This window comes from Rahnella inusitata (genome assembly GCF_018288855.1).
GTDB lineage: Bacteria > Pseudomonadota > Gammaproteobacteria > Enterobacterales > Enterobacteriaceae > Rahnella > Rahnella inusitata.
Genome location: NZ_CP065024.1, coordinates 2975784 through 2996711, shown reverse-complemented (window position 1 = coordinate 2996711; position 20928 = coordinate 2975784). Strand labels below are relative to the sequence as shown.

General features: G+C 55.5%; 15 protein-coding genes. 3 read left to right on the top strand and 12 right to left on the bottom strand.

The genetic code is table 11. From position 1 onward, the window contains the following. Window positions 1–123: 123 nt before the first annotated feature. The 7 genes from I2123_RS14005 to I2123_RS13975 all read right to left on the bottom strand — a co-directional run bounded on the left by I2123_RS14005 (window position 124) and on the right by I2123_RS13975 (window position 8823). The gene (locus I2123_RS14005) at window positions 124–3312 is read right to left on the bottom strand and encodes an efflux RND transporter permease subunit (RefSeq protein WP_213050772.1); all 3189 of its coding nucleotides are present in this window, start codon (window positions 3310–3312) and stop codon (window positions 124–126) included. Beyond that, window positions 3309–4568, bottom strand: a complete 1260-nt coding sequence (locus I2123_RS14000) for an efflux RND transporter periplasmic adaptor subunit (RefSeq protein ID WP_213050771.1) — start codon at window positions 4566–4568, stop codon at window positions 3309–3311. Before I2123_RS14000 ends, I2123_RS14005 begins: the two co-directional genes overlap by 4 nt. Continuing rightward, the gene (locus I2123_RS13995; RefSeq protein ID WP_213050770.1) at window positions 4568–5821 is read right to left on the bottom strand and encodes a TolC family protein; all 1254 of its coding nucleotides are present in this window, start codon (window positions 5819–5821) and stop codon (window positions 4568–4570) included. The genes I2123_RS14000 and I2123_RS13995 overlap by 1 nt, the downstream gene beginning before the upstream one ends. A 14-nt stretch (window positions 5822–5835) precedes the next feature. Continuing rightward, entirely contained in the window at window positions 5836–6078 is a 243-nt protein-coding gene (locus I2123_RS13990) for a copper-binding protein (protein ID WP_244879825.1), read from the bottom strand. Between the two features lie 159 nt (window positions 6079–6237). Beyond that, a complete protein-coding gene (locus I2123_RS13985; RefSeq protein ID WP_244879824.1) occupies window positions 6238–6699 on the bottom strand; it encodes a hypothetical protein in 462 nt (153 codons plus the stop codon). A 166-nt stretch (window positions 6700–6865) separates the two neighbouring features. Beyond that, window positions 6866–7873 carry a magnesium/cobalt transporter CorA gene (gene corA, locus I2123_RS13980; RefSeq protein ID WP_213050768.1) on the bottom strand — a complete coding sequence of 336 codons (1008 nt, stop codon included), beginning with the start codon at window positions 7871–7873 and terminating at the stop codon, window positions 6866–6868. Between the two features lie 116 nt (window positions 7874–7989). After that, entirely contained in the window at window positions 7990–8823 is an 834-nt protein-coding gene (locus I2123_RS13975; protein WP_213050767.1) for an oxidoreductase, read from the bottom strand. Window positions 8824–8988: 165 nt separating this feature from the next. Here I2123_RS13975 and I2123_RS13970 point away from each other — a divergent pair, with 165 nt between their 5' ends. Further along, window positions 8989–9915, top strand: coding sequence for an AraC family transcriptional regulator (locus I2123_RS13970; protein ID WP_244879823.1), 927 nt, complete (start codon window positions 8989–8991; stop codon window positions 9913–9915). 4 nt (window positions 9916–9919) lie between these two features. Here the strand turns inward: I2123_RS13970 and I2123_RS13965 are convergent, their stop codons facing one another. From I2123_RS13965 to I2123_RS13955, 3 genes are read right to left on the bottom strand one after another with little or no spacing between them, the layout of a single operon-like run. Then, complete coding sequence (locus I2123_RS13965) at window positions 9920–11458, bottom strand: efflux transporter outer membrane subunit (RefSeq protein ID WP_244879822.1); 1539 nt, start codon at window positions 11456–11458, stop codon at window positions 9920–9922. Between the two features lie 52 nt (window positions 11459–11510). Further along, a complete protein-coding gene (locus I2123_RS13960; protein WP_112169449.1) occupies window positions 11511–13079 on the bottom strand; it encodes a DHA2 family efflux MFS transporter permease subunit in 1569 nt (522 codons plus the stop codon). Beyond that, window positions 13076–14263 carry an HlyD family secretion protein gene (locus I2123_RS13955; RefSeq protein ID WP_112169450.1) on the bottom strand — a complete coding sequence of 396 codons (1188 nt, stop codon included), beginning with the start codon at window positions 14261–14263 and terminating at the stop codon, window positions 13076–13078. Before I2123_RS13955 ends, I2123_RS13960 begins: the two co-directional genes overlap by 4 nt. A gap of 262 nt (window positions 14264–14525) precedes the next feature. On the opposite strand from I2123_RS13955, the gene I2123_RS13950 reads away from it, so the two are divergent. Further along, a complete protein-coding gene (locus tag I2123_RS13950) occupies window positions 14526–15437 on the top strand; it encodes a cation diffusion facilitator family transporter (protein WP_112169452.1) in 912 nt (303 codons plus the stop codon). A 335-nt stretch (window positions 15438–15772) separates the two neighbouring features. Continuing rightward, the gene (locus tag I2123_RS13945) at window positions 15773–19654 is read left to right on the top strand and encodes a hypothetical protein (RefSeq protein WP_213050765.1); all 3882 of its coding nucleotides are present in this window, start codon (window positions 15773–15775) and stop codon (window positions 19652–19654) included. A gap of 80 nt (window positions 19655–19734) precedes the next feature. Here I2123_RS13945 and I2123_RS13940 read toward each other — a convergent pair whose 3' ends face one another. After that, window positions 19735–19902, bottom strand: coding sequence for a DUF2474 domain-containing protein (locus I2123_RS13940; protein ID WP_112169456.1), 168 nt, complete (start codon window positions 19900–19902; stop codon window positions 19735–19737). A 17-nt stretch (window positions 19903–19919) separates the two neighbouring features. Further along, the gene (gene cydB / locus I2123_RS13935) at window positions 19920–20927 is read right to left on the bottom strand and encodes a cytochrome d ubiquinol oxidase subunit II (RefSeq protein WP_213050764.1); all 1008 of its coding nucleotides are present in this window, start codon (window positions 20925–20927) and stop codon (window positions 19920–19922) included. Window position 20928: the final 1 nt, after the last annotated feature.

Sequence of the window (20928 nt, the reverse complement as noted above, 5' to 3'; positions counted from 1 at the left end):
GGGAGGCCGGGAGGGAGTATAGCTGGCAATAAATTTGTTAAAGCACACTTAACTTATTGATTTTGCATTAATACCCCACCCCAATCCTCACCGTTATAGGGAAGGGAGCAGAACGAATCAATTTTAATTTGTCTTTGTTTTTTTGTCTTCATGAACGGTCAGGTTATGACCTGAAAAGCCGCCCGCCGTCGCCCCCCGATGCCTATGCATCAAAAGATACACCGCCGGTACCACCAGCATCGACAACAGTGGTGCGCTGAGCATCCCGCCGATCATTGGCGCGGCGATGCGCTGCATCACTTCCGAACCGGTGCCGCCGCCCCACATAATCGGTAATAAACCGGCCATTATGGTCGCAACGGTCATGGCTTTTGGCCTGACGCGCAGCACCGCCCCGTGGTGAATGGCGTCGCACAGTTCAGCTTCCGTCAGTTCGGTTTTGCCTTTCAGCTGGCGCTGCACCGCCTGATTCAGATACAGCACCATAATCACCCCGAATTCCGCCGCTACGCCAGCCAGCGCGATAAAACCTACGGCGGCAGCGACCGACAGATTGTAACTAAGCAGATACAGCAGCCAGACGCCGCCGGTAAGCGCGAAGGGAAGCGTCGCCATGATCAACAACGCGTCCCGCACGCTGCTGAAAGTGACGTACAACAGCACGAAAATGATTGCCAGCGTAAACGGCAGAACAACCTTCAGCTTAGCCGTCGCGCGCTCCAGATACTCAAATTGCCCCGACCAGCTCACCGTCACCCCCTCCGGCAGTTTCACTTGCCGATTGACCGCCTGCTGCATCTCTTCGACGGCGGATTTCAGATCACGGCCTCGCAGATCGACGTAAATCCAGTCCGACAAACGGGCGTTTTCGCTTTTAAGCATCGGCGGACCGTCGGTGATGTTTACCGTCGCCAGCGCCGAGAGCGGCACCTGTGCGCCGGAGGCGGTCAGCACCGGTAAATCGCGCAGCGCCTGCACGTTGTCGCGCAACTCACGCGGATAGCGAAGATTAATCGGATACCGCTCGCGGCCTTGCAATGTTTCTCCGATATTTTCACCCCCCACCAGAGTGGAAACTAACGATTGCAGCTCAGCCACCGTGACACCGTAACGTGCCGCCTGCCGCCGGTTGATATCAATATCGACATAGCGCCCGCCTTCAAGTCGTTCCGCCAGCGCGGAGGTCACGCCCGGCACGGTTTTGACGATGTGCTCAATCTGCTGCGCCACGGCCTCGATTTGTGCGATGTTATTGCCGTTCACCTTGATGCCGACCGGGCTTTTGATGCCGGTCGCCAGCATATCCAGCCGGTTACGGATCGGCGGCACCCAGACGTTGGCGATGCCCGGCAGCTTCACGGCATTATCCAGCTCACTGATAATTTTGTCCGGCGTCATGCCTGGCCGCCACTGGTCGCGCGGTTTAAAGCGGATAGTGGTTTCAATCATGGTCAGCGGAGCGGGATCGGTGGCGCTGTCAGCGCGTCCGGCTTTGCCAAATACGCTGGCAACTTCGGGCACGGTTTTGATCAGGCGGTCGGTTTGCTGTAGCAAGCGCGCGGCTTCGCGGGCGGAAATACCCGGCAGCGTGGACGGCATATACAGCAGATCCCCTTCGTCGAGCGCAGGCATAAATTCGCTCCCAAGCTTTGCCAACGGATACAGCGACACCAGCAGGAACAGGCCGCTGAAGACCAGTGTGGTTTTCGGGCGTTTCAGCACCGCCGAAAGCACTGGCTGATAGGCCGCAATCAGCCAGCGGTTGATTGGGCTGGCGTTTTCATCGGGAATTTTCCCGCGAATGAAATAGCCCATCAGTACCGGCACCAGCGTGATCCCAAGCCCGGCGGAAACCGCCATCGCGTAGGTTTTGGTGAACGCCAGAGGTGAGAACATCCGGCCTTCCTGCGCTTCGAGAGAAAACACCGGAATAAACGACAGCGTGATGATAAGCAAACTGCAAAACAGCGCCGGACCGACTTCCACGGCTGCGCGCTCCGACACTTGCCAGTAATCGGCAGACGTCGGCTTTTGCCCCGGATGGTCGTGCCGCCATTGCTCGAGCACTTTGTGCATATTCTCTATCATCACAATTGCCGCATCGACCATCGCGCCGATGGCAATGGCGATACCGCCCAGCGACATAATATTGGCGCTGACGCCCTGATAGTGCATGACGATGAAGGCGCCGAGAATGCCGAGCGGCAGAGTGATGATCGCCACCAGCGCCGAGCGGAAGTGGAACAGGAACAGCGCGCAAACCACCGCGACTACCGCAAACTCTTCGAGCAATTTATGTGACAACGTCACAATGGCGTTTTCGATCAGCGGCTGGCGGTCGTAGACCGGCACGATTTCTACCCCGGCTGGAAGAGTGCGCGCCAGTGCGTTTAGCCGCAACTTCACTGCTTTGAGCGTTTTCAGCGCATTCTTGCCCGAGCGCATAACGATCACACCACCCGCCACTTCACCTTCACCGTTCAGCTCCGCCACGCCGCGTCGCAGCTCAGGGCCGGTGCGCACGGTGGCAACGTCAGAAAGCAGTACCGGAATGCCGTTGCTGGCCGTCACCACCACGTTATTGAAATCCTCCAAACTTTTCAGATAGCCGGAGGTGCGCACCATATATTCGGCTTCACCCATCTCCAGCAGCGAGCCGCTGCTTTCCTGATTGGCGCTTTGCAACGCCGCCACCAGCTGCTGATGCGTCACGCCACGGGCGCGCATGCGCTGCGGATCGGCGACTACCTGATACTGGCGTACCATGCCGCCGATGCTGGCGACTTCCGACACGTCAGGCACGGTTTTCAGGTCATAGCGTAGCGTCCAGTCCTGCAACGCGCGCAGCTGTTCCAGACTGTGTTTACCGGTTTTATCGACTAACGCGTATTCGTAAATCCAGCCGACGCCGGTGGCATCCGGCCCGAGCGACGCTTTTGCACCGGACGGCAGCGCAGACTGCACCTGGCTGAGGTATTCCAGCACCCGCGAACGTGCCCAGTAAGGATCGGTGCCGTCGTCGAACAGTACGTAAACATAGGCGTCGCCAAACATCGAAAAGCCGCGCACGGTTTTTGCGCCTGGCACGGAGAGTAGCGTGGTGGTGAGTGGATAAGTCACCTGATCTTCAATGATTTGCGGTGCTTTACCGGGATAGCTGACGCGCACAATGACCTGCACGTCGGACAAATCCGGCAGGGCGTCAAGCGGCGCTTTCTGCAATGACCAGATGCCCCAGACCGCCATCATCAGCGCGGCCAGTAAGACCAGCAGCCGGTTGCGCAGCGACCAGCGGATCACGAAAGCAATCATAAATGACCTCCGTGTACAGGCGTATTGTTCCCGGCGGCGGCGGGCTCAGAAGCGGAAGCCGCGGGCAACGCACTGCGCAGGCTGGCTTCGGAGTCAATCAGGAACTGCCCGGAAGTGACGACCCGCTGGCCTTCTTTGAGGCCGGAAAGTACCTCGGTCCATCCGTCACGCGTCGCGCCGGTGCTGATTTCCTGCGGCGTGAAATGCCCGTTGCCGTCGTCGAGTAACACTTTGTTGCGGCTGCCGGTCTGGATCAGCGCTTCCTGTGGAATAGCCAGCACCGGCGTCTGTTGGTCAGCGGCCAGTGTGAGATTGAGATACATGCCGGGGCGCAATTTTCCCTGCGGATTGTCCATCACCACGCGGGCTTTCAGCGTGCGGCTTACCGCATCGACATCCGGCAGAAGCTCACTGACCGTGCCAAGAAAGCGTTCATCTGGCTGGCTTTCTGTTTCGGCGGTGACGTTACTTCCCGCATGAACCTGACTGGCGGCTGACGGCGGATAATCCATCACGATCCACACCTGTTTCAGGCTGGTCAGCTCAAACAGCTGCTGGTTGGCGGTGACCTGTGCGCCTTCACGTACGCTCAGCAGGCTAAGGTAACCGTCTTCGGGCGCGGTAATGTCGATGCGCGTTTGCGGCTGGCCGGTGCGGTCTACGCTTTTCAATACGTCTTCCGGCATAAACTGTAACGCCAGCCGCTGGCGGGCAGCGGCGCTCAGGGCGTGATCGCCGAGCTGGCGCACGGCCAGATATTCCTGCTGCGCGGCAGTCCAGTCGGGGATCCACAGCGTTGCCAGTTTCTGACCTTTTTTCACCTGCTGTTGGCTGGCGGCGACGTACAGTTTTTCCACCAGGCCGCTGGCGCGGGCGGCAACGGTGCGCAGGCTGCGCTCGTCGGCGGTGACCGTTCCGTAAACGTTCAGCGGCGCGGAGATCACGCGACGCTGCACGGCTTCGCTGCGCATGCCCAGATTTTGCTGCTGGCGGGCGCTGACCGTCACGCCACCGTCGTCCGTCACTTCATCGGCGTAACGCGGCATCAGATCCATATCCATAAAGGGTGATTTACCGGGTTTGTCAAAACGTTGATCCGGCGTCATCGGGTCGTACCAGTACAGCACTTTGCGTTCGGCAGGAACGGCGGCGGTGTGTGTCGCAGCAGGCTGGCTGTGACGCCCGAGCCAATAACCGCCGGCGAGGGCAGCTATCACGGCCACGGCCAGCAGACTGTAAGTTTTAGCGGATGTCATCAGTGATTCTCCTGTGGCGCGAGATAGCGCAGGGCAACCCAATAGCGGGCGACGTCCAGTTCGGCATTGCGTTCCGCCAGCTGGCTGTCGAGCAGGCTGCGGCGGGCATCAAGGACATCATTCAGGCTGCTTTTTCCGGCGCGGTACTGTGCCTGAATCACGCTGATGCGCTGTTGTTGCAAGGGTATGACGTCATTTTTTTGCCGCTGCCAAAGGATGCTGGCGGCCTGATACTGCGCGATAAGCGTGGTCAGCTGCGCCTGATGATCGCGCACCAGCTGCGCCAGCCGGTCATTGCTTTCCATCGCCATCGATTGATCGGCGGCATGATCTTTGTCCTGCCGCGAGGCGGTAAACAGTGGCAAATCGACGGTAAACATCACGCCCGCCATATCGTCATAGTCGTCGGCACGGTGCGCGTAATAGACTTCAACGCCGACGTCCGGCAGTGCGGCAATCGCCGATTCGGAGGACTTCGACTGCGCGACTTCCGCTTCGCGTCGCGCCTGAAGAATTTCCGGATGCTGACCGACGCTGTCTGCCTGTTGAACTTCAGGCGGCAGCGCGCTGACCGGTGGAACAGCGCCGTTGATTTCAGGCTGATCAATGCCCGTCAGTTGGCTCAGGCGGGTACGGGCCAGCTGGACATCGCGTTGCGCCTGGGTGAGTTTGTCCTGCATGCCGATGAGGGTCAGGCGGGCGTCGAGTACCGAGGCAGGCAGGGCGCTGCCGCTGCTGACCCCACCGCGCTGCACGCCAATCTGCCGCTGGCTTTCATCCACCAGCTTCTGGATTTGGGAGATATTTTGTTCGCCGATCGCCAGCTCCATCCAGGCCAGCGCTGCGTCCCTTTGCAGGCGGGCACGGATACTTTGGGTCGACGCCGCGATCTGGCGCGATTCAGCACGGAAGGTGTCAGCTTTACGCTCACGCTTACTGCTGCTGACGTAATCCTGCATGATGCCAATGCGCTGCATGGTCATACCTTCGCGGGTAAACCGGCGGTCGTTATTGCCACTGACTGGCAGGTTTTCGATACCAAATTTCAGCTTCGGATCCGGCAACTGCATGGCCGAATCGGCGCGGTTATCCAGAGCGTTAATCTGATGGCGGCTGGCGGAAAGCTCGGCGGAATAATCCTGCGCGGCGACCAGCGCCTGCGGCAGAGAAACGGGTGTGGCAAAGGCGCCGACCGGCATAAAAGCCAGCAGCCAGTGCCACGTCACCCAGGGGTGACGCGGTAAAATGAACATGGTGGATCTCCCGGTCAGCGTGTCAGCGGCGTCAGCGTCTGTAACTGATAAGCGGACTCAGTTTTGACAAAGGTGAACGCCACCGGCGTACCGGCGGGCAGGGAGTTGGCGCTGATTTCCGGCGGCAGACTGAAATTCATGGTCATCGCCGGCCATTTCAGTGCCGGAATGGCGTGATGAGAAATACCGACGCTGCCGGACTGCCATTGGGTAATCACGCCTTCCGATCCAAACGTCTGGGCATCTGGCATTGTCATTGTGGTGTGATCTATTGGGGCAGTATCGGCAAAGGAATAAGAGGAAATAAAGAAAAGACTAATGAGCAAATATTTAAATAAAACATGCATGGGAAATACTCCAACTGTCATTGGAAACTTTCAATGGAAAAGAATGGCCATTATTCTGGCAAATAAATTTCATTTAATGTCGGATGCGGAAAAACACCCGTGACAGCGGGGGCTATTCTCTAAATCGGCAGAACCGGACTTCAGCAGGAGGGGCGGTGACAGGGGGGCGATCCAGTCGGCGGTGGTGACGGCGGTACGCGCATCCACGGTGGTCAGGGCGAGTGTCTGTACGACGGGTAAAGCCAGCAGCGGTAAGGAACTGCCGTCGGACTGGGTTCTTTCCGGTACGCAATGTTTCTCGCACAGCAGCGTCTGGCTCTGCATATGCTCTGTTGAATCAGGCATTTGCATAAATTCATTATGCTGCATCTGCGTATTTTCCACCGGCGGACGCATGTCACACTGATGGCTGGCGAGCGCCAGTTGGGCGTTCAGCATCAGCCAGCATAATGCGAACAGCAACGCACTGGCCCGCTTGCCGGGCAAGCGCAGCGAATGCATAAACTGTGAAATCGCGAAGCGAACTGACATAGCTGAAATATTTTCCGTCGGGAAAGATGCGGATGAGTATATAAGGAATTAAGGCAGGCTGGGAAGCAAAAATAAAATAAAGACGGGATTACATTGTCAGGAAAATTAAAGACAGCGAATAACAGGGGAATATGTTATTCGCTTGTAAAAGTTATTCGGTGATTATTTATAACCAGCCGGACTTTTTCAACTTCCAGTACAACCACACGCAGCCGACAAAGGTCACGCCGAGCGTCGCCGGATACCCCCACCAGTCATCCAGCTCCGGCATGTTTTTAAAGTTCATGCCGTACAGGCTGAAGATCACGGTCGGGATTGCCAGAATTGCCCCCCAGCCCGCCAGCCGCTGCACCACTTCGTTCTGATGCACCGACACCAGCGCCAGATTTACGTGCATGGCGTTGGAGAGCATTTCGCGCATGTCGTCAGTGGTTTTGATCACCTGATTGGCGTGGTCCTGCACATCACGGATATAGGCGCGCAGGCCTTTTGGCACCAGATCTTCGTAATGATGGCTGAGCTGGTTGCAGATATCTTCCATCGGCACGGCGGAGTTGCGCAGGGAAAGCAAATCACGACGCAGGCGATACACCTGCTGCACAGCCTGCTGGTTAAAGGTGTTCTGGAACATCAGCTGTTCAATAGCATCGAACTGCTCGGTGTACTGATGCAGGATTTCCAGATAGTTATCGACGATGGAGTCCAGGATGCAGTAAAGCGCATACGCCGGGCCTTTCGCCAGCATATCCGGGCGTTCTTCGGCGTGATTGCGTACCTGTAAATAGCTCGATGACGCACCGTGACGGATGGTTATCAGGAAGTTTTTACCCAGAAACATGTGCGTTTCGCCGTACTCGATGGTTTCTTTCACCTTCTGTGCGGTGTGCGCGACGATAAACAGCGACTCGCCGTACTGCTCAATTTTGGGCCGCTGATGGGCGGTCAGCGCATCTTCAATCGCCAGGTCATGCAGGCCGAATTCCTCCTGAACGCTGCGCATGTAGCTGTCTTCCGGCTGCCACAGCCCAAGCCAGACAAAGGTATCCGGCTCTTTCAGCACTTCGCTGATGTCCTCAACGGTCACATCCTGCAACCGCTTGCCGTCGCGATAGGCAACGCTATTGATCACTGAATCACAGCTGGGCTTTTTCTCTTCTGTTGCAATGTCGTTCATTATTTCACCCGATTGTTATTCAGGAAAAAATCCCGCTGATAGCAGGATTTTCAGAGTCTGAACAGAATAGCGCAGTCTGGCGAAAATGCGCTGATCGGGAATCTTAAAACAGTATGTCACCCATCGGTCGAGCGGCTGATTTCTTCCCAGGCGTCGATATCGGCACTCATCTGTTGTAATTTCTCGCGGACATACATGACGGCGTCGCTGCCGAGCAACAGGGATGCGGGAGGAGCAGGACTGTCGATAAGCCGCAGGATCGCGCGGGCTGCCTTTTGCGGATCGCCGGGCTGATGGCCGCTGCGTTTTTCTCGTGTTTCGCGGATCGGTCCGAAAAGCGGATCGTAATCGCTGATGCTGCGCGGCGAGCGCACCATAGAACGTCCCGCCCAGTCAGTGCGAAATGAGCCGGGCTGAATAGCCGTTACCGCGATATTAAAGGGCTTGAGTTCTTTGGTCAGGGTTTCGGAAATACCCTGCAAAGCGAATTTACTGCCGCAGTAATAACTGATGCCGGGCATAGTGATAAATCCTCCCATCGACGTCACATTCAAAATATGACCGGCGCGACGTGCGCGGAACACGGGCAGGAAGGCTTTTATGACAGCCACGGCCCCAAACACGTTAACGTCGAACTGATGCAGTACTTCACTCAGCGGCGACTCCTCCATGATGCCTTCGTGGCCGTAACCGGCGTTGTTCACCAGCACATCGACCGGGCCGGTTTCGCGTTCGACGATGTCTGCGAGCGGGGCGATCGCGTCGAAATCTGTGACATCCAGGATCCAGCCGGTACTTCGGCCAGGCACCAGTGCATCAAATTCCTGTTTCGCCTGCTGATTGCGCACAGTGCCCGCGACGCGGTGGCCTGCCTTCAGCGCTTCTTCTGCCAGCGCGCGGCCAAAACCGCTGCTGACACCGGTGATAAAAAATAATTTTGACGGGTTCATGATTTGCTCCTTTTTAACGGGAGTTCAAGAGTAGAGTGTGCGAAGACAAATCCCCAGACCGGTTCTTCTGAGATGTTTGCCTAATCCTATGCATCATCTGTACGGGGATAAAATACAGTGTCACACTTCACCCACATCCCGGTTTATCCATCAGGCAAACAGCACATGACCCTCGCCAGCCAAATGACCACGCTTCTCGACCAGCTGACACCGCATGAGGGCTACAACCTCACGCCGTTGGCGGATGTGCGTTTTCTGCGTTCTAACCGCCCGCTGCTGCGCACGCCTGTGCTTTACGAGCCGGGCATTGTGATTGTGGTGCAGGGCAGTAAACGGGGATTTCTGGGTAATGATGTCTATTTGTATGATGCACAGCATTATCTGATGGTTTCAGTGCCCGTGCCGTTCACTATGGAAACGGATGCCAGTGACGTCGAGCCGATGCTGGCCATTTACATGCGGCTGGATTTTCGCGTTGCAGCCGAGCTGTTACTGCTGCTGGAGGCACAGGGTATGCCGGAAACGGAATCACCACGCAGTATGGTTTCCAGCCCGATGGATGACGCGATGCGCAGCTCTGTTTTCAGATTTTTGCAGGTGATGTCTTCACCCGCAGATGCCGTAATTTTGGGACCGGCGATGGTGCGTGAGGTGTATTACCGCGTTCTGACCGGCCCTCAGGGGAAAACCTTGCGCAGTGCGCTGACGATGCAAGGGCAATTCGGCAAAGTGGCGAAAGCGTTGCGTAAAATGCATGCGCAATTTAATTCGCATCTGGATGTCGGGGGGCTGGCAAAAGAGGCGGGAATGAGTGTGCCAACGTTTCACGCTCATTTCAAAACGGTGACGCAGACCTCGCCGATGCAGTATCTCAAATCCACACGTCTGCATCAGGCCAGATTACTGATGTTGCGCAATGAGCTGACCGCGTCAGCGGCCAGCGCACAGGTAGGTTATGAAAGTGTGTCGCAGTTCAGCCGCGAGTTTAAACGTCTTTTCGGGTTGACGCCGCTGAATGAAATAGCGCGGATGAGGCAAAATTTTAGTCTTCCTGCCCCGGTTACGCCCTCAGATTTCATTTCATCACACTGAACCGTTACGGTGTCACGCCTGACGTCGTCTGTACTTTCACGTCCGGCGTCGCTGCCGGGCCAAACACGGTGTAGGTCGGTAAATCTACGTTCTGATACGGCTCCCAGCCGCCGCCCAGCGCTTTATACAGCGAGACCAGATCGGTGCTGGTTTTCACTTTCGCCTCGGCGGATTGCTGATGCGCCTGTGCCAGTTGGCGCTGGGCGTCGAGCACGTTGATAAAGGTCGAGAGCCCCTGACGATAGCTGTCGCTCGCCAGATCAAATGCTGTCTGCAAGGCTTCAGTGGTCTGATCCAGACCGCTGACCTGATCCTGATCGGTACGGTAGCTGACCAGCGCGTTATCCACGTCCTGCAAGGCGGTGAGCACCGTCTGGCGATAGTTCAGCGCGGCGTTGGCCTGCTGCGCACGTGAGAGATGCACGCTGGACACCAGACGTCCGCCCTGGAAGATCGGCACGGTGACGGAAGGGCCGACGGAGTAAAAATGGCTGCTCCAGTTATCGAGGTAGCTGGCATCGGTGTTGCGCATCCCGAACTGGCCGGTGAGCGAGATGCTCGGGAACAGCTGCGCAACCGACACGCCGATATTGGCCGTCGCGGCGTGCAGATCGGCTTCGGCTTTGCGTACGTCCGGTCGACGGCGCGCCAGCTGCGAGGGCACGCCAACCGGCACGGCGGCGGGCAGGGTGGGCATCGGTTTCGGTGCGGCAAGTTCGCCATCCAGCGAGCCCGGTGTCTGGCCAAGCAATACTGCCAGCCCGTTCATCGCCTGCCGCTCCTGTGCCTGATACTGGGGCAGTTGTGCGCGCAGGGAACCTAACTGGGCACGGGCGTTTTCCACGTCGAGCTGTGGCGAAAGGCCGTTTTGCTGACGGTTTTGCGTCAGGTCCAGCGTCTGCTGCGCGACGTCGATCTGAGTCTGAATCGACGCGGTAATACTTTGCGCACCGCGCAGTTGCAGGTAAGCGCGGGCAACTTCGGCCTCAAGCGACACTAGCGCATCATTACGCTGCTCGATTGACGACTGAGTCTGCGCATTGGCGGCTTCGACCTGACGACGGGTGCCGCCGAACAAATCCAGCTCCCAGCTGGCGTCGAAGCTTCCCTGATACAAATCCACCGGCCTTGTGGCGGTGTCGATAGCGCCTGAGGCTTCAGGGCTGAGATCGTTAAGCTGCGAAGAAGCACCGCTCGAATCCAGAATGCCTTTCAGGCCGAGCTGCTGCCGGGTGACTTTGGCGTTGCCCTGTACCGATGGCAGCCACGCGCCCTTGGCCTGCGTCACCTGTTCGCGCGCACCGGCGATGCGTAACACCGCCTGCTGCAATGAGATATTCCCGGCAATAGCGCGGGTCACCAGACTGTCGAGTTGCGGATCGTTAAATGCTTTCCACCACAGCGGGTTCGGTTCAGAAGGCAGAGCCACAGACGCGCCATCGGCGTCTTTTGGCTTGCTCATATCGTTAAATGCGCCGGGCGTCGCGGTCTGCGGTTTCTGATAGTCCGGGCCAACGGAACAGGCGGTGAGGGCGATCGCCATCAAGGACAGCGTAAAAAATCGGGTCTTCTCTAACTTCCGGGTCGTATTCAACTTAGTGTGCTCCGGCATTACCTTCGCTCTTAACAGGCGAAAGCAGGAAACAAAATGGGATCAAAATAACGGCGACGATGGCGCAATAACCGAACACGTCGATGTAAGCCAGAATGCGCGACTGCGACACCATCTCCTGGTACATCCGCGCGGTGGCCAGCTGCATCGGATCGCCCAGCACATGGGCGAAATCGCGGATGGCGACGGCACTTTTGCTCACGGCCTGATTAAACTGTTCGTTGAGCGGCGACATGTTGTGCACCATATGCGCGCTGTGCGCCTGCGTTCGCTCGGTCACCCCGGCGGTGGCCAGCGAAATGCCAATCGACCCGGCGACATTACGGAACATGGTGAACAGCGCGGCGGCATCGGCATTCATCCGTTGCGGAATGGTGATGAACGCGATAGTGGTCAGCGGCACAAACAGGAACCCGAGGCCGATTGACTGCGCGCTACGGAACAGCACCAGTGTTTCGAAATCGACGTTTGGCGTCAGCCGTGCCGAATAGACGAACGACGCAGCCAGCAGGAAGAACCCGAAGGCAATGATGTAACGCGTCTGCACAATCGGCATCAGTTTCAATACCAGCGGGATCGACAGCACGATGAGTATCGCGCCGGGTGACATCACCAGCCCCGAGAGCGTCGCAGTATAACCCAGCTGTTGCTGCGCCAGTTGCGGGATCACCACCGAACTGCCGTAGAGGATCATCGCCATACCGGCCATCAGCAATCCGGCTACCGCAAAGTTTTTATCTTTCAGACAGCGCAGATCGACCACCGGCTTTTTGGCGTACAGCAGCCAGTAAATTGCCCCGACAATCCCGGTCGCCGCCAGTACCGCGAAAGTGACGATAAAGCCGGATTTAAACCAGTCGTCATCCTCGCCGCGGTCCATCATTACCTGCAAACAGCCCAGCCCCAGCGCAATCAGCCCGATACCGATGTAATCGATGCTCAGTTTGCCTTTGGCCTTACGTTCCCATGGCGGATCTTCCAGCAGCTGATAAATCGCCAGCAGGGCAATAATCCCCACCGGAATGTTGATCAAAAACACCCAGCGCCAGCTGAAATGGTCGGTAATGTAACCGCCGAGCGTCGGGCCAACCACCGGTGCCACGATGATGGCAATCGAAGAGAGACCAAACGCCTTACCGCGATCGGCTGGTTTGAAGTAATCAAGCAGAACCGATTGCTGGATCGGCTGCAAACCGCCGCCGAAGAAGCCCTGCAAAATGCGAAATAAAATCATCTGCCACAGTTCGGTGGCGATCCCGCACAGGAATGAACAGACGGTGAACATCCCGATACAGATCAGGAAGTAAGTTTTACGGCCCATCACGCGGCTGAGGAATGCGGAAATCGGCAATACGATGCCGTTGGCGACTAAGTAGGAGGTCAGTACCCACGTCGATTCATCGTAGCTGGAAGAGAGCGAACCGGCGACGTGCGGCAGCGCTACGTTGACTATCGTGGTGTCCAGAATTTCCATGAACACCGCGATGGTGACAACGGCAGCAACCGCCCAGGGATTGGCCTTGGGTTTCCAGTAACTGCGGTCTTCGGTCATTCGACGGTCACCGTCGGATCAACAGACAGGCCGAGTGGCAGAGGCTGTTTCGGATCCAAACCACTGTCGATAACGATTTTGACCGGTACGCGCTGAACGATTTTCACGTAGTTACCGGTGGCGTTTTCTGCCGGGAAGGCCGAGAAGCGTGAGCCGGTGCCTTGCTGGACGCTGTCAACGTGGCCCTGCAATTTGATATCGGGATACGCATCCACAGTGATTTCGACTTTGTTGCCCGGACGCATGCGCTCAAGCTGAGATTCTTTGAAGTTAGCCGCCACCCAGATGTCTTTAGAAACCACCGAGAACAGCGACGAACCGGCCTGCACCAGTGTGCCGAGCTGCACGTTACGCTTGGTGACGTAGCCGTCGAACGGTGCGCGTACCTGTGCATAAGACAGATTCAGCGTGGCGCTTTCCAGCTGGGCTTTCGCCTGTTCAACCTGTTGCTGACGGGCTTCGACGTTGGTTTCAGCCTGACGAATTTGCAGCTGAACCTGCGCGGCAACCTGCACCTGCGCTTTGGCATTCTCTAAATCCGCAGCGGCAGACCGCACCTGTGCGTTAGAGGAATCGATATTCTGTTGCGTGGTGGCACGCGGATCGACACCGCGCTGACGGCGGAAATCGGCGGTGGCATTCATCAGGCTGGCTTCGGCGCGCGTCTGCTGCGCTTTAGCCTGCGCGAGCTGTGCGGGATATTGCACTTTTGCCAGATCAAACTGTACCTGCGCCTGATGCAGCTGTGCGACGGCCAGCCCGAGCTGCGCCTGCGCCTGATCGCGCTGCGCGGTGGCGTCACGCGGATCAATTTCCACCAGCAGATCGCCTTTTCTGACGAACTGGTTATCTTTCACCGACAGGCTGGTCACGTACCCGGCAATTTTCGGCGCGATGGTAACGGCATCGCCTTCGATAAAGGCATCATCAGTATTGACCTGATCTTTGGTCATCAGCCACCAGACCAGCGCGACAATCAGCATGACCACCACGACAATCCCCAGAATAATCAGCGGTTTTTTACCGGGACCTTTACCTTTAGCTTCGGACTCATCGCTGTCTTTAGGGTCTTTTTCATTGTCGGCGTCTTTGCTGTGTCCTTCTCCCGATTTAATCTGGCTTGAATCATATTCAGTGTTTGCGTCATCCGACGCGGAAGGTTTTGGCTGGTTATCGTTTGTCATAATGCTCTTCTGATTATCGGCGGGGCTGACCGGAACAAGGAAATCTTGTTTTAACCTAGATTGTATTGATGTAAATGCAAGTAAATATAGGTCAACAAACCTTTGCGAGAGCACGAAGATCCAAACCATAGGGAAGCTCCGAAAACAGCAAAAGGATGTATAATGCAGACCTGGTGTGTGTATTTTTCAAATAAAGTTGATTTCTGCTTCAGGAACTTCCTGTGATGACTTCCCAAACTGCTGTACTTCCGCGGGGCAAACTATGAGCCGTCCTGCACCTTCTTATAAAGGTCTGACGCGTATTGCGTCACTGGTGTCGTTGTGCGTGGCGCTGATTCTGGTCTGCGTAAAAGTCTGGGCCTGGGCAGCGACTGGCTCGATCGCGCTGCTCACGTCGGCGGCCGACGGGCTGGTGGACGTGCTGGCGTCGATGGTGACGCTGATTGGCGTGCGCTACGCGCTGCGCCCGGCGGACAAGGGGCACCGTTATGGTCACGGCAAGGCTGAAGCCGTGGCGGCGTTTGTACAGGCACTGCTGCTGGGCGCAGCGGGGCTGGTGCTCGGCGGCGAATCCATCGGACGCATCATTAACCCGCAACCGCTGGCGCAGCTCGGTTTAGGTATTTGGGTCATTATCGGCAGCTCGATTGCCGCTACCGGCCTGGTGCTGATGCAGACTTACGTCGTGAAACGCACCGGCTCGACGGCCATTGCCGCTGACCGTGCGCACTACGTCACGGATGTCGCGGTGAACATTGCGGTGCTGGTGGCGCTGATCCTCGAGCGTCATCTCGGCTGGACCCGTTCGGACTCCATCGGCGCACTGCTGATTTCCTTCTATATGATCTGGAATGCGCGCGGCATGGCGGCGGATGCCCTCAAGCAGTTGCTCGACCGTGAACTGGATATTGTGGATCGCAAACGGGTGAAAGCGGCGGTGCTGAGCGTTGAAGGCGTGCGCGGCGTGCATGATATCCGCACCCGTAACGGCGGCGACCGCGTATTTGTCGAGTTCCACGTTGAAGTTGACGGTGCGTTGTCGGTCGATATCGGCCATGAAATCGGCGATGCCGCTGAAATGGCGGTCAGCAAACTGTTTAAATCCGCCGACGTTACCGCACATCTCGAGCCTGATGGCATCGACGATGACCGGCTGGATAACGTGCTGCTCTGAGTTCTTTTGATTATTTTCTAAAATAAAACCCTGCCGGAACAATGGCGGGTTTTTTTTCGTTATTAAATCGCTTGCAATAAATTCTCATTCTGGTTTTTATGGGGGTGATTTAAAAGTATAAATTAAATGACTGTAAATTTTTTAATACTCCTGAGTCATTAAGTTGATATGCAGGGTTATTTAGCTAAGCTAAATATATTATTAATATAATCTAATCTTCCGGGAGTAGATGTGATTATATGTTGCTGTTATGATTTTTCGTCGTATCACTAACTTGTTTGTATTGGGTTTATTAACCTGACAAGATCGTTAATTAAAATCTATGGATGAAGATTATGGGCATGGAGAAAAAAGCACTCGCGCTTTGCATCACACTGGCAATCTCTAATAGTAGCTTTGCTGCTGAAGAAAATATTTACCAAAATAAAGAAGAAATGACTGCGCGTTGTGCAGACTCAGCCAATGTAAACCAGGCAAATCGTTGTAATCCTGACGACCAAAACGAAGAGTGGATTGCTGCGGGTATTTCAGCTGTTGCGCTGGCCGCAGGTGTTGCGATATACAATAATCATAACGAAAGTGGCGAGCATCACGCTGCAGATAGCATTACGCCAATACCAGACCCTGTTCCTGCTCCGACACCAGACCCAACACCAGACCCAACACCAGACCCGACTCCAGACCCAACACCAGACCCCGTTCCCGATCCCATTCCGGACCCCATCCCGGATCCGGAACCCACAACCATAATTACCACTATCACTGACGACATTAATGGCATCGGTCAGGGTGCCATTGGCGTGCTGATTGAAGGTACCCCAACGGAAACGACTATCAATGCCAACATCACTGCCAAAGACGGCGGGACGGGCATTCAGATAAATGGCGATGACGCGACAGTCACGAACAGCGGCGACTCATTTATTGATGGCGAGGGTTCAACCGGTATTTTTATAAACGGGGGTAATGCGGATGTTACTGCTTCCGGTGATGCCAGCGTTTCTCATGACGGAATTGGTATACGAATTGATGGCAATGATACACGTATTGATTTACACGATGAGGATGGCAATGTTCCGACTCTGGATATCAACAGCGGAGGCCGCTGGGTGGTGCTTAACGGAGACAGTTCGACATTGTCAATTGATAGCATCAATGCGGTGGTCCAGGACGAGAACTCTGCTCTGATTCAGGTCACAGGCGAGGGGGCTTCGTTGTCGCTGAGTGGCGATGTTCTGGTTGAGAATGCGGCGCATGGCATTGATATTCTAGGTAATGACAGCAGTGTCTTGACCAATTCACTCATTACCGTGAAAGATGAGGGATCGCAAGGCATTAATATTGCCGGCATGAATTCCAGTTTTACTAATACCGGGGATATTAATGTAAGCCTCAATAGTACCGGGGTGAAGATAGCGGGTGAACAAGCTAAAGTGTTTGTTGATGGCAATATCAATGTGACTTCTGTTAAGGATAGCAGCGATATATTGCAAGGTGCTACCGGAATTGATATTAGCAGCAACAATGCGCAGGTGAAATTGAATGGTTCAGTGGCGCTTAGCAATCAGGATATTGATACCACAACGACGGCAGTCGCGAGCAGATCTCTGCAAGGCATGGTCATCACTGGTAATAATAACGACGTACAAATTACTGGGGCTGTAGATCTCAATGCTGCCGGAAAATTTAAGTCTGGCTTAGACTGGCAAGGTGTGTTGGTTAGCGGAAGTGATAATAATATTTCTATTACCGACGGTGTGAATGTCAGCCTTGATACTAAAGGCGTGAATAATTCACCGCACATTGTGGGTATCAACGTCGTGGGAGCGAATACTGCCGAAATCAGCGGTACTTCAACTGTCTCCAATCAAAGTAACCGATCAGGCTATACAGAACTGGCCGACATCAGCGCCGGTGGGCGCTTAGTGCTGACTTCTGACTCTTTGGTCAATGTGAATTATGCATTAGTCGGAGCCGGTGTCGTGCCAGAGGCAGGTGTCCTTCAGGCACATGATGCGGGAACCAATATTAATAATCAGGGTGTCATTGACGCTTCCCATGCAGGCTTTGCTGTCATTATGGCGGCGGATAACGGTGCGTCTGTCATTAACAGTGGGACTGTTCTGGCTACCGGGCTGGGAGTGACAGGCTCTAGTGACAAAGCAGCGACTTTGCTGGCGAGAGGGGAAGGGTCTTCGGCTTTAAATAGCGGGACAATAGAAGTTTTATCAAAAGCGTCACCTTCTACTGCCGGTGGTAGCGCTCCGATTTATCCATTGAATGCCTATTATGGCCTCAACTATGCCTTGCTGGCGAATGATGGGGCGTCAGTCACTAACGTTGACGGTGGTGTGATATCAATGGAGGGACGGGCGCTCTTTGGCGTGGCTGCCAGTAAAAATGGTACTGCGATTAATGAGGGCGAAATCCTTTTAGACGGCTTCTTACCTGTTACCGACAGTGAAGGTAACATTACTAGTGAGACCCCCTATATATTAGATAACAAGGCGGCTTACTTCCGCGGGGCCGGATTAGTTGCAGGCAGTGTGAGCGCGGGGTATGGCGATAATGCTACTGCGCTCAATAGCGGCACGGTCAGTATCAATAACTCAGGCTTCGGTATGCTGGCGCTGAAGGGCGGCACGGTAACCAATCAGGGGAATATCAATCTTACCGCTGATGCTGGTGTTGTTAGTGACTCATCGACCAGCCAGTTGATTGGCCTCGGTGCGATGTATGGCGGAAAAGCAATCAATGACACCACCGGTGTCATCAACATCAACACCGATATTGGCCGCGCATTTTACGTCGATTCCGGACAAGGCAGCAGTATTGTCAATAAAGGCACCATCAACTTTATGGGGGCGCCTGACGACGGTTCGCACACGGGCAGCACGCCTACGTTGCAATCTTTGCAAGGTTACACCGTTGGTACCAGTGCAAACGGCTCAGCGGGGCAGTTTAACGGCAGCAATATCGATGTTTCCGGGGTGACGGTGAATACCGGCTTTACCACTGGCACAGCGGCGAAAACTGAAACCTTCGACAATGTCTTCCAGGGCAGCAACATTGCGGGCGCTGAGAACATCCAGTCTGATTCGGTGGTATGGAATGCACAGGGCACACAAGATGCCACTGGCAACGTGGATGTAACCATGACGAAAAATGACTACCGCGACGTGGCTGACGACAGCGTCAGCAGTGTAGCCGGGGCACTGGAAGCCGGTTATTCCAATACGGCGCTTTATCAGTCTCTCAACCTGAAAAGCGCAGCGGAAGTCACTAATGCGATGCGTCAGATTTCTGGCAGTACGGCTACCCGCGCATTTAATGACGCACGGGTGCTGAGTCACCGTTTTGACATGCTGGCGGAAAAAACCGTTGCTGGGGAGAACGGTTTGGGTTTCAACGTGGTCGCCAAAGGCGATCAGCGTGCGGAACTGAGTGGCAACGCACGCTATGACATGCTGGCGCTCAGTCAAACACTGAACCTGAACAACACCCAGTCGCTGAATATGGAGTACGGTATTGCAAGGCTCGACGGCAATGGCGACGTGACTTCTGCGGGTGATAACAGTCTGACCGGCGGCTACAGCCAGTTCTTTGGCCTGAAACACAGCCTGAAATTGGATGAAAATCTGAGCTGGGAAAATGCCCTGCGCTACGATAATCACCAACTGGACAGCAGCCGTTCAATCCGGTATGGCAGCGTGAATGAAGTGGCCAATGCCAGCAATTCACAGCAATACATCGAGATGAAAACCGCACTGACGAAAGGCTATGAACTGCGTGAATCCCTGAAATTCACACCGTCCATTGGTGCCAAACTGCGTCATACCCGCGATGGTAGCTACGGTGAAACCGGTGCGAATGATTACAACCTGAAAATGGATGCGGCCACTGAAACTGCTGTCGATGCTATTGCCGGAATAGAGTTAACGTATATCGGAAAAGACGGTTGGGCGGCGACGGCGAAAGTGGAGGGCGGGCCAAACCTGTCTTATAGCAAAAGCGCGCGCACCGGTTCGGTTCAGGGAGCATCTGGTCAGCAGTTTAGCGTGAATGACGACCAACACGGCGGCGGTATCAATAGTCTGTCGCAGTTGGGGGTCAACTACCGCAATGGCAATAAAGCGCTGGCCGTGGACGCCTTTAACTGGCAGGAAGATGGCATCACCGATCTGGGCATGATGATGAACGTCAAAGTGGATTTCTGATGTAAACCTGTCATAGATGACGTAATTAAAAAAGCGGCACCCGTTCAGAAGGTGCCGCTTTTTATTTTTACCTTGCTCAGTCAGTGCGTCCGCATGCCCGCTGCTGCCATCAGCAGCTTAAAGACCGAAGCGACAGCAAACAGCGCCAGCACGCTGCCCAGCCAGATCATCGCCATCCAGCCGACGCGTTTCCAGAACGGCTGTTTGATGACGGTATCATCGTCCATTTCTCTGATCAGCTTTTTCATTTATCACCTCGCATTCATCAATGATAGCCCTGGTCCGGCGTCACTTTCCCCCGGAAAACGTAGTAGCTCCAGAAGGTGTAGACCAGAATGATAGGGATGATAAACAGCGCGCCGACCAGCATAAAGCCCTGACTCTGCGGCGGCGATGCGGCTTCCCAAATGGAGATCGACGGCGGGATGATGTTTGGCCAGATACTGATCCCAAGGCCGGTATAACCGAGAAATACCAGCGCCAGCGTCAGCAGAAACGGCGTGTGGTGAGCCTGACGGTTTACTGCGCGCAGCATCCACACTGAAACCAGCACCACCAGCACCGGCACCGGCAGGAACCAGAACAGGTTTGGCCGTGTGAACCAGCGGGCGGCGATGTCGCCATGGGTAAGCGGCGTCCAGATGCTGATAATCGCCAGCACCGCCAGCAGGGTGAACAGTAGCGGTTTAACGCGGCTGTGCATATTTTCCTGCAACGCACCTTCAGTTTTCATAATCAGCCAGGTGCAGCCCAGCAGAGCATAAGCGACCACCAGCCCCAGTCCGCAGAACAGATTGAACGGGGTCAGCCAGTCCAGCGCGCCGCCCGCGTAAGCGCGGTTGACCACCGGAATGCCACTTATCACCGCCCCCAGCACCACGCCCTGACAGAACGTCGCCAGCACCGAGCCGCCGATAAATGATTTATCCCACACATGGCGTTTCTCCGCGCTGGCCTTGAAACGAAATTCAAACGCCACGCCGCGAAAGATAAGCCCGAATAACATCAGTGTCAGCGGGATCGCCAGCGCGTCCAGAATCACCGAATAGGCCAGCGGAAATGCGCCGAACAGTCCTGCGCCGCCGAGCACCAGCCAGGTTTCATTTCCGTCCCAGACCGGGGCGACGGTGTTCATCATTACGTCACGCTCATGTTCTTCTTTGACCAGCGGAAACAGCAGGCCGATCCCCAGATCGAAACCGTCCATCACGACGTACATCATTACGCCAAAGACGATAATCAAAAACCAAATCAGCGGCAGATCGATACCCATA

Excerpts from the sequence above, each read along its gene's own strand:
- I2123_RS14005 (WP_213050772.1), bottom strand. The coding sequence starts at position 3,312 with ATGATTGCTTTCGTGATCCGCTGGTCGCTGCGCAACCGGCTGCTGGTC.
- I2123_RS14000 (WP_213050771.1), bottom strand. The coding sequence starts at position 4,568 with ATGACATCCGCTAAAACTTACAGTCTGCTGGCCGTGGCCGTGATAGCT.
- I2123_RS13995 (WP_213050770.1), bottom strand. The coding sequence starts at position 5,821 with ATGTTCATTTTACCGCGTCACCCCTGGGTGACGTGGCACTGGCTGCTG.
- I2123_RS13990 (WP_244879825.1), bottom strand. The coding sequence starts at position 6,078 with ATGACAATGCCAGATGCCCAGACGTTTGGATCGGAAGGCGTGATTACC.
- I2123_RS13985 (WP_244879824.1), bottom strand. The coding sequence starts at position 6,699 with ATGTCAGTTCGCTTCGCGATTTCACAGTTTATGCATTCGCTGCGCTTG.
- corA (WP_213050768.1), bottom strand. The coding sequence starts at position 7,873 with ATGAACGACATTGCAACAGAAGAGAAAAAGCCCAGCTGTGATTCAGTG.
- I2123_RS13975 (WP_213050767.1), bottom strand. The coding sequence starts at position 8,823 with ATGAACCCGTCAAAATTATTTTTTATCACCGGTGTCAGCAGCGGTTTT.
- I2123_RS13970 (WP_244879823.1), top strand. The coding sequence starts at position 8,989 with ATGACCCTCGCCAGCCAAATGACCACGCTTCTCGACCAGCTGACACCG.
- I2123_RS13965 (WP_244879822.1), bottom strand. The coding sequence starts at position 11,458 with ATGGCGATCGCCCTCACCGCCTGTTCCGTTGGCCCGGACTATCAGAAA.
- I2123_RS13960 (WP_112169449.1), bottom strand. The coding sequence starts at position 13,079 with ATGACCGAAGACCGCAGTTACTGGAAACCCAAGGCCAATCCCTGGGCG.
- I2123_RS13955 (WP_112169450.1), bottom strand. The coding sequence starts at position 14,263 with ATGACAAACGATAACCAGCCAAAACCTTCCGCGTCGGATGACGCAAAC.
- I2123_RS13950 (WP_112169452.1), top strand. The coding sequence starts at position 14,526 with ATGAGCCGTCCTGCACCTTCTTATAAAGGTCTGACGCGTATTGCGTCA.
- I2123_RS13945 (WP_213050765.1), top strand. The coding sequence starts at position 15,773 with ATGGGCATGGAGAAAAAAGCACTCGCGCTTTGCATCACACTGGCAATC.
- I2123_RS13940 (WP_112169456.1), bottom strand. The coding sequence starts at position 19,902 with ATGAAAAAGCTGATCAGAGAAATGGACGATGATACCGTCATCAAACAG.
- cydB (WP_213050764.1), bottom strand. The coding sequence starts at position 20,927 with ATGGGTATCGATCTGCCGCTGATTTGGTTTTTGATTATCGTCTTTGGC.